This window comes from Tateyamaria sp. LSS28, assembly GCF_059611725.1.
Map to the genome: position 1 here is coordinate 244,411 of NZ_JCAPFI010000003.1, position 16,815 is coordinate 261,225.

Annotated in this window: 12 protein-coding genes; 3 read left to right on the plus strand and 9 right to left on the minus strand. The window is 59.3% G+C overall.

Annotated features, from left to right (window positions below; all coding sequences use genetic code 11):
- The first annotated feature begins 2 nt into the window (after nt 1-2).
- The gene (locus AC53L6_RS09790) at nt 3-332 is read left to right on the plus strand and encodes a hypothetical protein (protein WP_496907717.1); all 330 of its coding nucleotides are present in this window, start codon (nt 3-5) and stop codon (nt 330-332) included.
- 237 nt (nt 333-569) lie between these two features.
- Here the strand turns inward: AC53L6_RS09790 and AC53L6_RS09795 are convergent, their stop codons facing one another.
- The 5 genes from AC53L6_RS09795 to zwf all read right to left on the minus strand — a co-directional run bounded on the left by AC53L6_RS09795 (nt 570) and on the right by zwf (nt 7,818).
- Entirely contained in the window at nt 570-2,189 is a 1,620-nt protein-coding gene (locus AC53L6_RS09795) for a long-chain fatty acid--CoA ligase (RefSeq protein ID WP_496907718.1), read from the minus strand.
- Between the two features lie 189 nt (nt 2,190-2,378).
- The gene (locus tag AC53L6_RS09800; RefSeq protein ID WP_496907719.1) at nt 2,379-3,758 is read right to left on the minus strand and encodes a peroxidase family protein; all 1,380 of its coding nucleotides are present in this window, start codon (nt 3,756-3,758) and stop codon (nt 2,379-2,381) included.
- A gap of 363 nt (nt 3,759-4,121) precedes the next feature.
- Nucleotides 4,122-5,696: a glucose-6-phosphate isomerase gene (gene pgi, locus AC53L6_RS09805; RefSeq protein ID WP_496907720.1), complete on the minus strand. Its 1,575-nt coding sequence runs from the start codon at nt 5,694-5,696 to the stop codon at nt 4,122-4,124.
- A gap of 5 nt (nt 5,697-5,701) precedes the next feature.
- Nucleotides 5,702-6,370: a 6-phosphogluconolactonase gene (gene pgl, locus AC53L6_RS09810; protein ID WP_299596816.1), complete on the minus strand. Its 669-nt coding sequence runs from the start codon at nt 6,368-6,370 to the stop codon at nt 5,702-5,704.
- Entirely contained in the window at nt 6,367-7,818 is a 1,452-nt protein-coding gene (gene zwf, locus AC53L6_RS09815; RefSeq protein WP_496907721.1) for a glucose-6-phosphate dehydrogenase, read from the minus strand. The genes pgl and zwf overlap by 4 nt, the downstream gene beginning before the upstream one ends.
- A gap of 208 nt (nt 7,819-8,026) precedes the next feature.
- Between zwf and AC53L6_RS09820 the strand changes: the two genes are divergently transcribed.
- The gene (locus tag AC53L6_RS09820; protein WP_496907722.1) at nt 8,027-8,968 is read left to right on the plus strand and encodes a radical SAM protein; all 942 of its coding nucleotides are present in this window, start codon (nt 8,027-8,029) and stop codon (nt 8,966-8,968) included.
- Nucleotides 8,969-9,200: 232 nt separating this feature from the next.
- On the opposite strand, the gene AC53L6_RS09825 is transcribed toward AC53L6_RS09820, so the two are convergent.
- A complete protein-coding gene (locus AC53L6_RS09825) occupies nt 9,201-9,470 on the minus strand; it encodes an usg protein (RefSeq protein WP_496907723.1) in 270 nt (89 codons plus the stop codon).
- 194 nt (nt 9,471-9,664) lie between these two features.
- Here AC53L6_RS09825 and gyrA point away from each other — a divergent pair, with 194 nt between their 5' ends.
- Entirely contained in the window at nt 9,665-12,412 is a 2,748-nt protein-coding gene (gene gyrA, locus AC53L6_RS09830) for a DNA gyrase subunit A (RefSeq protein ID WP_496907724.1), read from the plus strand.
- Between the two features lie 3 nt (nt 12,413-12,415).
- On the opposite strand, the gene AC53L6_RS09835 is transcribed toward gyrA, so the two are convergent.
- The 3 genes from AC53L6_RS09835 to ctaA form a co-directional block, all read right to left on the minus strand.
- On the minus strand, nt 12,416-14,041 hold the full coding sequence (locus AC53L6_RS09835) for a hypothetical protein (protein ID WP_496907725.1): 1,626 nt from the start codon (nt 14,039-14,041) through the stop codon (nt 12,416-12,418).
- A gap of 94 nt (nt 14,042-14,135) precedes the next feature.
- The gene (locus AC53L6_RS09840; RefSeq protein WP_496907726.1) at nt 14,136-15,611 is read right to left on the minus strand and encodes a carboxypeptidase M32; all 1,476 of its coding nucleotides are present in this window, start codon (nt 15,609-15,611) and stop codon (nt 14,136-14,138) included.
- Nucleotides 15,611-16,756, minus strand: coding sequence for a heme A synthase (ctaA, locus tag AC53L6_RS09845; RefSeq protein ID WP_496907727.1), 1,146 nt, complete (start codon nt 16,754-16,756; stop codon nt 15,611-15,613). Before ctaA ends, AC53L6_RS09840 begins: the two co-directional genes overlap by 1 nt.
- Nucleotides 16,757-16,815 lie beyond the last annotated feature (59 nt).

The window sequence follows — 16,815 nt, forward strand, 5'->3', positions numbered from 1 at the left end:
CCATGCATCGTCGCTTCTGCTTTGCCACGTTGGCAATCAGCGCGCTCCTTGCGCACCCCGTCATTGCGCAACCAGCCTACGACATGGGTGCCCTTCCCAAGGGCGCAACGTTCACGTGGCACGCGGACAACGGCAATGCCACGGTCAAGTACCTGGGCCAGAACGGCCCACTCTTCAAATTCCGCTACACCCGCGACGCCAGCCAGGGCCAGCCCGTCAAGGTCACCTCCTGGTCGGACCGTGCCGGCAACACGGTCAAGGCACGCGTCCCGAGCGGCACGGTCACCTTCACCCCACATGATTGCAGCATGACGCCGGGCACCTGTCAGTAAACAGAATCCCATTCCCGCTATGGCAGGCGCAATGTTGTCTCTACCGTCACATTTAAAGGCGGCACCAGGCACTACACCAAGCATGAAGACCGGGTATCACCAGGCACTTTGTTTGAGAAAGGCACGGTCAGCATCGACCAATACGGCGTGGCGCTCGACCGAGACTATCAGCATTTCGAAAACGGTGCCATGACCAAGACGGGTTGGACCCGGCGCAATCGCTGACCGATACGGCCTCTAGCCGATCAAGACCTCGCCAAATTCCTCCCGCAGGTTCCGCTTGAGCACCTTGCCGGTCGCATTGCGCGGCAGCACGTCGGTGAACACCACCTTGTCCGGCACCTGCCACTTGGCGATCTTGCCTTCGAAAACAGCCAAGATCTCAGCTTCACTGGGCGCCTGCCCCTCAGCCACAACGGCGATCAGAACAGGCCGCTCGTCCCACTTCTCATGCCGCGCCCCAATCACGGCCGCATCGGCCAGCGCCGGATGCGCGATGGCAATGTTTTCCAGATCCACGGACGAAATCCACTCGCCCCCCGACTTGATGATATCCTTGGACCGGTCCTTGATCGACAAATACCCATCCGGGTCCAGCGTCGCCACATCACCGGTGTCAAACCAACCGCCGGTCAGTGTTTCGTCTACGGTCTTCTGGAAATAGCTGTCCAGGATCCAGTGCCCCCGCACCATCAGCGCGCCCTGTGCCTCTCCGTCATGGGACAATGGGTTGCCGTCATCATCCATGATTTCCAGCTCGACACCCCACGGCGGACGGCCCTGGTTCTCGCGCAGCTTGTGTTGCGCCTCGATCGGCAAGTCGGCGTGTTTGGCCAACGGCTGGTTGGACGACCCAAGCGGCGACATCTCTGTCATGCCCCAGGCGTGGATCAGCTCCACCTCATATGTCTCGCGGAAGGCGGCAATCATCGATGGCGGACAGGCCGACCCACCAACCACGGTCCGTTTGAGCGACGTCAGTTGCGACCCGGATTTCTCAGCCTCACCCAAAAGCCCCAGCCAAATCGTCGGCACACCCAGGGCAATAGACACCTTGCATCCATCGATCAGCTTGACCAGCGACGGACCATCCAGTCCCGGGCCCGGCAACACCATCCGCGCGCCCACCTGCGCACAGGCATAGGGTGTGCCCCACGCGTTCACATGGAACATCGGCACCACGGGCAGCACAACGTCGCGGGCCGAAAAGCCAATGCAATCAGGCGTGTTCGACGCAAAGGCATGCAGCACGGTGGACCGGTGGGAATACAGAACACCCTTCGGGTTCCCCGTCGTTCCCGACGTATAGCAAAGCGACGACGCGGTATTCTCGTCGAATTCCGGCCACGCGAAATCAGGTGATCCGGTGGCGATCAACTCGTCATAGAACTCCAGCCCCTCGATCTCCGCCGCGGCCGCCTCGTCGCGGCCTTCCATCAGCACCACATGTTTCACACCCGGTATCTTGTCGCGGATGGCTTTCACAAGCGGGACAAAGGTGCGGTCGATAAACAGCACCCGGTCCTCGGCATGGTTGATGATATAGATCAGCTGTTCGGGAAACAGGCGCGGATTGATCGTGTGGCAGACCAGACCGGCGCCTGAGACACCAAAGTAAATCTCAAGGTGCCGCCGGTTGTTCCACGCAATAGTGGCGCAGCGGGCATGCGGCTCCAGACCCAGCTTGAGCAGCGCATCGCCCAGCCGATGGGCATTGGCCCCAACCTGCCCCCATGTCGTCTCTTCCACGCCGCCACCAGTGTTCACAGACGTAATGGCTGTCTCACCATGATACCGCGCCGCGTGATCGACCAGCGAAGAAATGGTCAGGGGGTAGTTCATCATTTGGCCAAGCATCGGCGCCTCCCGTATTTTCCTGTCAGAGCAACGCCTTGCCTGCACGGCCCTCCCCGGCCCCGCGCGTTCCTCCCTTGGGTCAACCCTGCCAAGGGGCGGCGGCCCATGCAAGCGCGGCGTGCACGGGATGACGCAAAGACAAGGGGCCAGCCACCGGCCAGCCCCTCGTTCGAACGCCTCAGGCTCAGATCAGCCGCATTGCAGCGCCTTGGCGTGCTGAATGTGACCGCGATGCGCCTCGACATAGGCGATCATACCGGCCAACACACTCGGCTGCCCCTTGAACCCATGCCACGGCTTGAAATGCGGCACATGCAGGAACGTGGTCGGGTCACGCTTGAGCAGGTTGGCAAAGACCGACGCCACCAGACGGCCCCCGGCCCCGGTCAGCTTGCCATCACCCTTCTCCTTTGCCTCTTGCAGGCAATAGAACCACAGCGGCGTCTTGGTGATGCCCTTGGCCTTGAGGATCGCGGGCGGATCGATGGCATGCGTGCCCAGATGCGCCGCCATATGCTGACCGCTGGCCAACTGATAGGTATAGCGGTCGCGCACCATGTTGCGCAGGGCCAGGTTGCGGGACTGATCCAAGGTCAGCGTTTCCTCGATATCCGCCAGTTCAATCGGCGCATGGACAAAGGGCAGGTTCAAAAGCGGCATACCCAGTTTCGGCCCCACCGGCCGCGCCTTTTGCGAGGCGACCGCCCCATTCATGCCAAAGAATTTGGCATAATCGATATTCCCGCTGGTGGGCCTGCGGCCAAAGCCAAGGGTTGCAAACAGCCCCTTCGGATCGGCGCCTTCCGTCAACGCATACTCGAACTGGGTGGTGGCGTGACCAAAGCGATACCCGGCCCCGGTGAACTCCACCGGCATCACCGGCGCATCCCATCCAAAGGCGTGGTTGTCCAGCGCCCAATCCAGGCATTCCTGCTGGACAAAGGCAGGCAGCAATTCGCACCACACGATCCATTGGTAATGCAGCCGGATGAAACGACGGACCTCCTCAAAGTTGGTCAGCTTTGGGCTGACATGATCATGCCAGACATGTTTGGGCAGGCCCTCATGGGCGCAGGTCTTGATGTCCTTCGCATCATCGCCATCTTCAACCCGCTTGCTCATCAGGATGTTGTGCAGCTCGATGAAAATCGCCTGCACCTGCGCCACGAGGATGTTCTCGTCATTGCGCGGATCGCCAATCAGCGCCTTGCCCGCACAGGTCCGGGCCAGGTCACGCGGATTGTCTTTGCGACCAAAGACAAGAAACTGCTCTGCCTCGCCCTCACCATACAGATGCGGTGACGCCTCCGGCCCCGCACCATAGACACAGTCCAGATCAAGGCTCGGCGTCCGCACATTCGGGATGGTCGAAGGATCGATACGGGAGCCAAGGGCAGATGTCGCATCCAGCGTAATGTCGTGATCCACGAATTGGCCAAGAAAGGTCATGCCAGCATCCGCATGTCCGTCCTCGTTCTCGGTCACACCCATGGATTGGGCAAGCTCATCCAGCGCCGCAATGACATCTGCATGGTTGATGTTCTTGATGTGAACGGGGTTCGCGGGCAAGACCCGCCCCAGTGTCTGCGCAAAGGGCCTTGAGGGTCCCTTGCCATGAATACACGTTTTGAAAAGTTGATCGAGCCGTGTCAGCCCGTGTTGTGTGCCAGCCATAATATTGGCCTCCGGTGCATGTTAAAGAAACAGAGCGCAAAATACGGCGCGCCCTGCGCAACATTATTACATCCGGACTCAGCACCGGGTCAGGTCAGGCATTCCTGACCGCCACAAGTTTGGGCGAATAACCGCTCACCAAAGGCCAAATAACTCAGTTTTTTCGCAAGGATACAATCCTGAATTGAACTAAAAAACACCCCGTTTCCATAGAAATGGATCGCGTGGGGCGCCGTTCAGACCATTCGACGGCTGCTTTTAGCGGTGCGCATGCAGATATTTGACCAGCGCTTGGGTGGAGCCGTCCTTGCCATCTGCAGGCGCCGCCCCCTCGACAATGGGCTGCAACGCCGTCGCAAGTTCCTTGCCCAACTCAACACCCCATTGGTCGTAAGAGTTGATGCCCAGAATGACGCCCTCGACAAACACCCGATGCTCGTACAGCGCCACGATCTGACCCAGGGTGAACGGATCAAGCGTGGGATAAATCAGCGTGGTAGACGGCCGGTTGCCGGCAAAAACCCGATGCGCCGCCTGACGCTCCAACACGTCTCCCTCGAACTTGCCGGCAATCTTCGCGCGCGCCTCATCCAGCGTGCGCCCGCGCATCAACGCCTCGGACTGCGCCAAACAATTGGCGACCAGCAGGTCATGATGATGGCGCAACTCTGGTTCATGCCCCGCACAGGCCACCATGAACTCGCAGGGAATGACTGACGTACCCTGATGGATCAGCTGGTAAAACGCATGCTGTCCGTTCGTGCCAGGTGCACCCCAGACAACGGGACCACTCTCAACCGGAACAGCACCTCCATCCATCGTCACCGACTTGCCGTTCGATTCCATCTCAAGCTGTTGGAAATAGGCAGGCAACTGCCCCAGCCGCTGATCATAAGGCAGAACGGCGCGTGACGCGTGCCCCAGCACCTGCCGATGCCAGATGCCCACAAGGGCCAGCATCAAAGGCATGTTTTCGACGCCCTCAGCAGCCCTGAAATGCGTGTCCATATCCTGTCCGCCGCGCAGGAAGGCACGGAACCCATCCGGCCCCATGGCCATCATCAGGCTCAGGCCAATCGGCCCCCACATCGAATAGCGGCCCCCGACCCAATCCTCGAAACCAAACACACGCTCCGCCGGAATCCCGAACTCGGATGTTTTCTCAAGGTTGGTCGACAGGGCCGCAAATTGCGCCGCCGGATCGCCACCATGATCCAGCATCCACGCCCGCGCCGTGCGCGCATTCGTCATGGTCTCGATCGTGGTGAATGTCTTGGACGCGACGATCACCAATGTCGTCTTCGCATCCAGCCCGCACAGCGTGTCCGCAATGTGCGCGCCATCCACGTTCGACACGAAATGGCAGCGTGGCCCGTCGTGATAAGGCGTCAGCGCCTGAACAGCCATGGCAGGCCCAAGGTCCGACCCGCCGATCCCGATATTGATCACATCGGTGATGGCACTGCCGCGGATCTCGCCTGCATAAGCGTCCATCCGGCCAAGCGTTTCCAGAACGCCCGGCATGACATCCTCTCCATCGACCAGAACCGGACCACCATCCAGATTGCGCAAGGCCGTGTGCAGAACGGCCCGCCCCTCGGTCTCGTTGATCTTTTCACCGGAGAACATCGCATCACGCCGTGCCGCAACGCCCGATGTCTCGGCCAGGTCCAGCAGCATATCACGTGTTTCAGTGTCTATGTTGGTCTTGGAATAATCGAACAGCATGTGCTGCGTCTGAACCGCGAACTCATCCGCACGCGCATCATCGAACAGGTCCAGAAGGGCGCGGCCGGACACGGCCTCCGCCTTGGCCTTCAAAGCGTTCCACATGTCTCTTACTCCGCCCAGTGCACCGTCAGGCCGCTCATAACAGCTTTGATGGGCGCCTCAACCGGATCAAGCCCCTCTGCGCGCTCCAACGCCGCCCGCTTTTCTGAGCCGTAGATCACAAGATGCTTCGCCATTGCACCCGCCAAGGCCGGACCGGAAAACGAGATCCGAGGCTCTTGCCCCGCCACGGACACCGGCACCACCAAGGGCGCGTTATCGGCCAGCATCGTGTCCAGCCCGACAGCCCCCGGAAAAAGGGACGCCGTATGCATATCCGCCCCCATCCCCAGCAACAAAAGCGAGATCGGCATCTGGTCCGCCAATTGCTCGGACAGAGCCGGAGAGGCCTGTTCAGGCGTTTGCCCGTCCCTGTAGAACGGCACGAACTTGGCCTGCGCCGCACGGCTCTGGAACAACCGATCCTTCAGCAGCTTCGCGTTCGACCTGTCGTGATCCTCCGGCACCCAGCGCTCATCGCTCAGCATGACATTGACGCGCGACCAGTCCAGATCAGCCGCACACAGGCTGTCAAAGATCGGACCCGGCGTTGTCCCGCCCGGCACAACGAAAGAGGCTGAGGGATGCACCAGCAGGCAGTTCTTCAACTCGCTCGCCAGCGCATCGGCCAGTCCCATGGCCAGCAGATCACGGTCAGGATACTCAACGATATTCATGGGGCCACCTTTCTCCACACTCTGGTGTCGCGGGCCAGAAGCTGCACGGCATCCACCGGCCCTTCGCTGCCCGCATCATAGGTCTTCGGCACTTCCCCACGCGCTTCCCATCCATTTATGATCGGATCGGTCCAGGCCCAAGCCGCCTCGACCTCATCGCCACGCATGAACAGGGTCTGGTTGCCACGGATCACATCCATGATCAAACGCTCATAGGCATCGGTCTGATCCGCGCCATCCGCACCCAACGCCTCGGCAAAGGACATATCCAGCGGCACATCAACCAGACGCATGCCCCCGGGACCGGGTTCCTTGATTGTGACGCCCAGCGTAATCCCTTCGTTCGGCTGCAACCGGATCGACAACACGTTACGATGATCCGACTGTTCGCCAAAGATCGAGTGATTCAACTCCTTGAACACCACGGTGATCTCGCTGGACCGGGCTTTCAGCATCTTGCCTGTGCGCAGGTAAAACGGCGTCCCCGCCCACCGCCAATTGGAAATGCCAACCTTCATGGCAATGTAGCTTTCGGTGCGCGTGCGCGGGTCCCCCACCGCCTCGCGATAGCCGGGCTCGCTCTCGGACGCTTCATATTGGCCGCGTACGATGTGGTAGGGTTCGACGTCATCCAGCGCGCGGATCACCTTCAACTTTTCATCGCGCACAGCGTCTGGGTCGAATTTGGATGGTGGTTCCATCGCAATCAGGCACAAAAGCTGCATCAGGTGGTTCTGCACCATGTCCCGCATCGCGCCCGACTTGTCATAGTACTCACCCCGACCACCCACGCCGACCGTCTCGGCCACGGTGATCTGGATATGGTCGACATACTGGCTGTTCCACAACGGCTCGAACAACATGTTGCCAAAGCGGACCGCCATCAGGTTCTGCACCGTCTCTTTGCCAAGATAGTGATCGATCCGGTAAATCTGGCTTTCGTCGAAATGCATCGCCAGATCCTTGTTCAGCGCCTTTGCCGAAGGCAGATCGCGGCCAAAAGGTTTTTCCACCACGATCCGGCTGTCCGCATCGGTCAGTCCATGCGCATTCAACCGATGGGCCAGATCCGCAAACAGGCTTGGACCGACAGAGAAGTAATACGCACGCACCACATCCGGACGGACAAGTTTCGCCAGCTCGTCCCAGCCCTTTTCGCCTCGGGCGTCAATCGTGACAAATTCCATCCGCTCCAGGAAACCGGCCAGCGTGCCCTCTTCACAGCTGTGGATCCCACCAAACTCTGCAATCGCCTCGGCCACGAACTCGCGATAGGCCGCACTGTCCATATCACCGCGCGCGGCACCGATCACCCGGGCCCCCTTGGGCATTTGCCCTGCACAAAAACGGCGGAACAGACCCGGCAGAATCTTGCGGCGTGCAAGGTCCCCTGTGCCGCCAAAGATCACCAGATCAAACGGATCGACCGGGATAACGCGCGATACCATGGCAAGGCTCCCTCTTGCATGCCCAGAAAATGTTTGCGCTACCACTAGCAGATTCAAACAGATACTCAACGCCCGATGCTGCACCTGCATCACACGGTCACATATTTCTATCACAAAGCCGTCAATGGGACACAGTCCGCTTTCACCTTGCCCCCGCACGACATAACTCTACGCTCGAACCGCACAGAAAAAGACGGAAACAGGCGATATGAAAGACTTGGCAAATCTGGGCAAGTTCCAGGACCCCCATGTGACGGCCAAGGGCGAAGCGCGGGCAACGGTTGCGCTGACCCATCCCGAAACCCTTTGGTTCAACACCGGCACGCTGTGCAACATCGCCTGTGCCAACTGCTATATCGAAAGCTCGCCCACCAACGATGCGCTGGAATACATGACGGCCGATGAAGTCTCCGGCTATCTCGACCAGCTTGAAGACCGCAATTGGAACGTGCGTGAGATTGGCTTTACCGGTGGCGAACCGTTCATGAACCCCGCCTTCCTCGACATGGTCGAATGGTCGCTGGATCGCGGATACGATGTTCTGATCCTGACAAACGCCATGGCCCCAATGATGCGCCCAAAGGTCAAGGCCGGCATCGTGCCTTTGGTCGAAACCTATGGTGACAAACTGACCTTCCGCATCTCGCTCGACCATCACGCAGCCGCTGTCCACGACACGGAACGCGGTGTCGGCACCTTCGCCAAAACCCTGCGCGGCGTGGATTGGCTGTCGTCCATCGGGGCTCGACTGGCTGTCGCAGGCCGGATCGAAATGGCCGAAGACGAAAATGAGGCACGCGCCGGATATGCCGCGCTCTTTGCCAAACACGGCTGGGACATCGACGCCCAGGACCCTGGCATGACGGTCCTCTTCCCCGAAATGGACGCCAATGTCGAAGTGCCCGAAATCACGACCGCCTGCTGGGGCATCCTGAACAAACATCCCGACGCGGTGATGTGTTCTTCATCCCGCATGGTGGTCAAACACAAAGGAGCCGCAGCCCCCGCGGTTCTGGCCTGCACCCTCCTGCCCTACGACCCGCAATTCGAGATGGGCGAAACGCTCGCGCAGGCCGAGGCGGACGTCTCCCTCAACCACCCGCATTGCGCCAAGTTCTGCGTCCTCGGCGGCGCCTCCTGCTCGGCCTGAGCGCGACGCATCCCGGGTCCGGCGGGTGGGCGAATTTGCGCAAGCAAAGAGTGCACATGACGGACCAAAACCGACAAAGGTTAACGCCTGCACGCACCCTACCAATGGGTTAAGGGACGCCGCGCATCCAAAAGACGCAGTTTTCCCGCCAAAATGCGCAGTTTGCGTCTCAAAACACGCAGTTTGGTCGATCAGCCGCCCGTCGCACCCCACCGCGCGCGTCATTAACCTCTCAATGCACCGTGAATTCACCCGTCACATTCCGCCACTCCCCCGGTGCGATCATCTTGCGATGGGTGAAGCGCACGGAATGCAGTGCTCCCTCAATCTCGGCCTTCCAGAAATCGATGAATTTGAACAGGCGCGGATGGTCCGGCGCGAGGTCATAGTGCTGCCAGACAAAGGTATTCAACACGTGCCTGTAATCCGGCATGTGATAGATCATTTCGGCCGTTGTCAGGCCATATCCCTTCAACATCAGTTCCGTTTCGGTATATGCCATGTTTCGCCTCCGTTTTTATGCCTTGTTGGTCCAGCAGAACGGATCGAGTATTAATTTTCAATAAAAACAGCGTCTTGGCATCAGACACGGCAGACTGCTAACAACCATCGCCTCCGCACCATTGCACCCTATCTGCGCTTTCTGATAGACTGCACCGCAATATATAGCGCACGCGACAGAACGAGCAGATCAACGTGAACGACACGCCCCAACCTCCTGAAAACGATGATGAAATGATGCCCGAACGGCCAGCCTATGATGGCCCCTCGGTCTCGATCGAAGACGAAATGCGCACGTCCTATCTGGACTATGCCATGTCTGTCATCGTGTCTCGTGCGATCCCCGATCTGCGCGACGGCTTGAAACCAGTGCACCGCCGCATCCTTTACGCGATGCATGAAACCGGCAACACGCACGAGAAATCCTACCGCAAATCCGCGCGCCCCGTGGGCGATGTCATGGGTAAATACCACCCCCATGGCGACAGCGCGATCTATGACGCCTTGGTGCGCATGGCGCAGGACTTTTCGATGTCCCTGCCGCTCCTCGACGGGCAAGGCAACTTCGGCTCCATGGACGGCGACAACCCCGCAGCCATGCGCTACACCGAAGTGCGGATGGACAAACCCGCCGCCTTTGTTCTGGCAGACATCGACAAGGACACCGTTGATTTTCAAGACAATTATGATGGCAAGGACCGCGAACCCACCGTCCTGCCATCGCGCTTCCCGAACATGCTCGTCAACGGTGCGGGCGGCATCGCCGTCGGCATGGCGACCAATATCCCACCCCACAATCTGGGTGAAGTGGTCGACGCCTGCCTTGCCCTGATCGAAGACCCGGACCTGTCGTCCGAAGCCTTGATCGACTACGTGCCTGGCCCCGACTTCCCGACGGGCGGCATCATGCTGGGCCGCTCCGGCGCGCGCAAAGCCTATCTCGAAGGGCGCGGCAGCGTCATCGTCCGCTCCAAAACACGGGTCGAAGAGCTGCGCAAAGACCGTTACGCCATCGTCATCGACGAAATCCCCTACCAGGTGAACAAAGCCACGATGATTGAACGCATCGCCGAGGCTGCCCGAGACAAGCGGATCGAGGGGATTTCCCACGTTCAGGATGAATCCGACCGCAACGGTGTCCGCGTCGTGGTCGAACTGAAACGGGATGCGACTGCAGAAGTCGTTTTGAATCAGCTATTTAGATTCACGCCAATGCAAACCTCCTTCGGCTGCAACATGCTGGCGCTGAACGGCGGACGCCCCGAACAACTCACGCTCCGGCGCTTCCTGACCTCCTTCCTCGACTTCCGCGAAGAAGTGGTGATCCGCCGTACTGCCTTCGATCTGCGCAAGGCTCGCGACCGCTCACACATCCTGTGTGGTCTCGCAGTGGCGGTCTCAAACGTGGACGAAGTTGTTGCCACTATCCGTTCCTCCGCCGACGCCGCAGAGGCGCGCGCCAAGCTGATGGAACGCCGCTGGCCCGCAGCAGAGATTGAAAGCTACCTCCGTCTCATCGACGACCCATTGTCGAAGATGCACGATGATGGCACCTATAACCTGACCGAAATCCAGGCCCGCGCGATCCTCGATCTGCGCCTGCAGCGCCTGACCCAGATCGGGGTCAAGGAAGTCACTGACGAACTTGAAGAACTGGCAGCTAAGATCAAAGAATACCTCGATATTCTCGGAAGCCGCGAACGAATCATGGGCATCATCTCGAACGAGCTAACCGAGGTGAAGGAGCTCTTCGCCGTGCCCCGCCGCACCGAAATCGTCGACTGGTCTGGCGACATGGAAGACGAAGACCTGATCGAGCGCGAGGACATGGTCGTGACCGTCACCTCCGGCGGCTACATCAAGCGCACCCCGCTTGCCGATTTCCGCAGCCAGAAGCGCGGTGGCAAAGGTGTGTCGGGCATGCAGACCAAGGAAGAGGATGTGATCACCACCCTCTTCGTTGCCAATACCCATACGCAGCTTCTGTTCTTCACGACCGACGGGATGGTCTACAAGCTCAAGACATGGCGCTTGCCGCAGGGCGGCCGCACGTCCAAGGGCAAGGCCATCGTGAACATTCTGCCTATTCCCCAAGGGGTTAGCATTGCCGCCATCATGCCAGTCGACCGGGATGAAAAAGAATGGGACGACCTGCAGGTCGTGTTTGCCACCTCTGCCGGGACCGTGCGCCGCAACAAGCTGTCTGACTTCACCAACGTCATGCGCAACGGCAAGATCGCCATGAAGTTCGAGGACGAGCACGCGGAGACAACCCTGATCAACGCCCGCATCGCATCGAACGACGATGATGTCATGCTGGTCACCAATTCCGGCCGAGCCATCCGTTTCCCGGCAACCGACGTGCGCGTGTTCAACAGCAGGAACTCGGTGGGCGTGCGTGGTGTCAAGCTCAGCGGGTCGGACAACGTCGTATCCATGTCGATCATACGCCACTTCGATGCAACCAGCGATGAACGGTCGGCCTACCTCAAGATGCGCCGCGCCGTCGCCGGACTTGCCGACGATGGCGAAGCATCCGACGAGGAAGAAACCAACGCCAACGCAACCATCAGCCAGGAACGCTATGCAGAAATGTCTGCGGCCGAAAACCTGATCCTGACGATCACGGCGCAAGGATCAGGCAAGCTCAGCAGCAGCCATGACTATCCTGTCCGTGGACGCGGCGGTTTGGGCGTGGCGGCGATGGACAAGGCCATGCGCGGCGGCGACATCGTGGCATCCTTCCCCGTCGACTTGGATGACCAGATCATGCTCGCCACATCCAAGGGTCAGTCAATCCGCGTGCCCGTGGATGGCATCAGCTTCCGCTCGCGCAACGCTGGAGGCGTACGCGTCTTCAACACCGGCAAGGGCGAAGAAGTCGTCAGCGTCGCATGGATCGCTGATCAGGGCGACGAAGAGGAAGAAGGCGGCGAAGGCTGATCTTCAGTTCAGCGGCGGCAGAACATCTTGTAAAGGGATCGGCGTGTACCACAGCGTGTCGATCTCGGCCTCGCGCACCGCGTTGCAGTGCGGCGTATCACGCGCCATGTCCACGACGATGGCATAGCTCTCTTCCATTAACGGAATGTGTTCGGCGCAACTTGGGTACACATCCGCGTCGTGCTCGCAAATGTGCGCCCGCAGCCGCTCTGCGCGTACAAATGGGCACAAGATATCTCGTTCAAAGTCTACGCTTTCAGCGGCCTTGACCCACTGCGGTGTCGCACCATCCTTTTGGGCGTCATAGTAGGTCTGTACTTGCCGGGTTTTTGACAAAAGATACAAATCGAGCCCTCGAACAATGTCACTTTCATAGACAAGCGCGTTTATTTCGGCGTCTTCGTAAGCGTAGTACTGACTGAAATCGCTTTGGATATGCGCGCTCGCATATCTGTGCCAAAAGTCGCTTGAGTACGGTGCAGCATGAAGCCTGCGAACTGAAAAGTCGCGCTTCTGTTTGGCCAGCGCCTCAAGCCGCTCTGTCTTGTCCACCTCGCTTTCATCGCTGTTCACGCGCCGTGTCGTCGCGCTGCCGTCTGCGTTAAAAACGGTGATCCACGGCAGTTCGAATTGAACATCCTCAACCATGTCCAAAAGGCGAAGATTGAGCGGGTCCATTTCAAGGAACGCAAGACTGCGCTCAAGATGAGCCCGTCGCATCTTGTTTTTCATGTTGCGGCGCTTGTGGTAGAGGCCGAAGCGGTTTTGGAACGTGCTCGCCCACCTGTCCAGATCCATCAGTTCATACAGATCTGGTTCCATGCTCACGAACGCACTTTCGATCCAGTCCAATTGAGCTTCGGACACTGTGTCATGGCCAAAATTGTTCATCATGTTCAGCAATCTGACCGTTACCATGTCCGGATTGTCGGGATTGTAGTCCGGCCACTCAGCGATGTCTTGGTTTCTTACGTCGCCATAAACCGTCTGCCCGTACATCAGGCACAAGGTCCGCGCCTCGTCCGAGATGCGAGTGGCATATTCCTGGCAAAAGGTGGCTATCGCCTCCATTCCGTAGCGCCCAACAAAATCATATGCACGTTGCAAGGTGCCCCAATTCGGATGACTGTCCATGACACGATTCACAGCGGCGACAGGATCACCAACCTGTTTGTCATAGCCATACATGACAATCACAGCATCAGAGGCCGGGATCAGACCGGGTGCCGCGGCATAGGCAAACCGGGCATGCAGCACGCCTTGGTCCCGCATCTTGCGCGCGACATCATAGCTCCAACCGTTGCGGCTTGACGCGATGGCGCCTGCAGCATTCCAAAGGCTCCAGGCTCGGGCAATCCGCGCGTAATGATTGCCGGTGTCCCGGTTCAACCACTCCTTCACAAAGGTGGTTGTTTTCGGGTGGCTGCGCGACAATACGATAAACAAATCGCGCATGTCATCCGCGCTCAGATCATCCCGTTCAAAGCGCTGTTGTGCGTCTTTGATCAATGCCTGAACGGCGATGAAGTCACCGTCCTGAACCTTGTCAAAAAGCTGCCGATCAAGCGATGGCTCTGCACTTGCTGCAAAGCCAAAGACCATCAAAACCAACGCCAGAATTGCGCGCATCACAGCCACCTCTCAATACTATCAAGAGTAGTATCGTGGCCGATTGCGACTCAGCTGGGCCCACACTTGGGCGATGCTGTGGCGCAGAACAGTTCTACAACCTGTAGATGCCCGCGAACTTGTTCCGAAGATATGCGACCAGAGGCTCTGGGCCGGGGCTGCGCCCGCTGGCACGTTCGATCACCTCGCGCGGCTCATACAGGCTGCCATGGGTTTGCAAATTGTCGCGCAGCCACGCCGTCGCCGCCGATGTATCCCCTTGTGCCAGCTGCGCATCAAGGTCCGGCACGGCGGCACGCAAAGCCTCGTGCAGACACCCGGCATATACATTGCCCAAGGAGTAGGTCGGGAAATACCCGAACAATCCAACAGACCAATGCACATCCTGCAACACACCGTTTGACGGCTTATCGACGGCATATCCGAAATCAGCCTCGAACCGATCATTCCAAGCGGCTTCCAAGTCATTGACGCTCAGGTCCCCAGACATCAGCGCCCGCTCCAGATCAAAGCGCAAAAGCACATGCAGATTGTACTGCACCTCGTCCGCTTCGGTCCGAATATAGCCGTTCGAGACCATATTCACCGCAGCAAAGAACGCATCCTCCCCCTCGATCCCGAAATCCCCGAACGCATCCCGCATCTGACCAAAGAGCCACCCGGTAAAGGCACGGCTGCGGCCCAACTGGTTCTCGTAGATGCGGCTTTGGCTCTCATGCACTCCCATCGACACCCCGCGCCCCAGCGCGGTCATCAGATAGGCATCGTCGATGTTCTGCTCATAGCAGGCGTGCCCGACCTCGTGGATGGTCGAGTAGAAACAATTAAACGGGTCTTCGGGGTTGATGCGCGTCGTGATCCGCACGTCTGTGCCCGACCCGGATGAGAACGGGTGTACTGCCTTGTCGATCCGCCCATGGCCCATGTCATAGCCGAATGTCTTGGCCAACAGCGTGCTCAGCCGAAGCTGCACCACGTCGTCAAATGTCCCGGTGACTCCATCGGGCGCAGGGCGCTCCAGAATGGCCGCGCGCAGGGATGTCAGAGCGGGCCGCAGTGCCCCAAACATCGCTTCCAGATCCGCGCCCGTGGTGCCCGGCTCGTAATCCTCAAGCATCGCATCATACAGATCGCCGCCATTGGCCAGCGCCGCACCTTCTTCGCGTTTGAGGGTGACAACCTCCTCCAGCACAGGCGCGAACGCCTTGTAATCATCCGCTTCGCGCGCCTCGGCCCATTTGCCTTGTGCCGTCGACGTCACCCGCGCGATCTGGGCCGCAAGATCGGCCGGCACCTTCGACGCCCGGTCATAGCTGCGCTTGATCTCGCGCAGCTTCGCCGCACCCACCTGGTCCAGCACGCCCCCTTCAATCGCGGCCAACCATTCACCCACCTGCGGATCAGTCCGGCGGGCATGCAGAACGCTTTCCATCGCCGCCATTTCCTCGCCCCGTTGGGCAGCAGCGCCGCGCGGCATCATCGTCTCCTGGTCCCAGCCCAGACGTCCCGCAACCTGCCCCAAGGCCTGTGTCGTGTGATCAAAGGCCAAAAGGTCGTCAAACGCTTTCATCAGGAAGTTCCTCGAATGGATGTGGCAATGGGATAGGCCGACAGGAAACGGGCGCGCAGGATCAGCGCCCACAGCACCACAGCCAGGAATTGGTGCAGGATCGCCACTTGCCAAGGTGCCCCATAAAGCACGGTCGCGATGCCCAGTACGATCTGCAGGCTCATCGCTGCAAAGACGGCATTGAAAGCAAAGCGCGTGTTCTCATGCGCCGATTTGCGTCCGCGCAACCAGACCACCACGGCAAAGGCAAACAGCAGATAGCCGGTCACGCGGTGGATAAACTGGACCAGCCCGGGGCTTTCAAAAAGGTTCCGCCACCACGGCTCGAACACAAAGGCACTGGCCGGGAACACCTGCCCGCCCATCAGCGGCCAATCGGTATAGGACCGCCCGGCATCAATGCCAGCCACAAGCGCCCCAATCAGGATTTGCAGAAAGGCAAAGTGCATCAGGCCCGTCGACATCGAAAACAGCTTGGCCTCTTTCGACCGGCGCGCCTGCATCAGATCCCGCTCGGACCGGCTCAGCAGGTAAGTGTACCATGCGATGAAACCTAAAATGACAAAGGCAAGGCCCAGATGCGTGGCAAGCCGGTAGCTGGCCACATCCACCATGCCCTCGCCCTGCGTCACACCGCTGGCAACCATCCACCAGCCAATGGCCCCTTGCAGGCCACCCAGAACACCCAGCCCCAACAATCGCGGCGTCCAACCCGTGGGTATCTGGCGGCGGATCAGGAACCAGAAAAACCCGATGGCCCAGACCAGACCAATGATCCGACCCAACTGCCGGTGCCCCCATTCCCACCAGTATATGACCTTGAAATCGGCAAGCGTCATCCACTGGTTCTGGATACGAAACTCATCAATCTGCTGGTACAGGGCAAACTCCGCCTGCCAATCCGCTTCGTTCAGTGGTGGAATGGCCCCGGTAAAGGGACGCCATTCCGTGATGGACAGGCCGCTATCGGTCAAACGGGTCAACCCACCCACCGCGATCATCACGACCACGAGGGCGAAAAGGATCATCAGCCAGACCCGGATGGCACCGCGCGCACCGCCCCTGCCCTTGTCGATGACCCCGGTTTCAACCACCTGTTTTTCAGTGGTGCCAACCTCTTCGAAAATGCTGCGGTTCTTTGCCATTTCAGCCTCGGGTTTCTGTGTTGACGCGCAACCTAGGCCCGCCCGTACCCAAGGTCCAG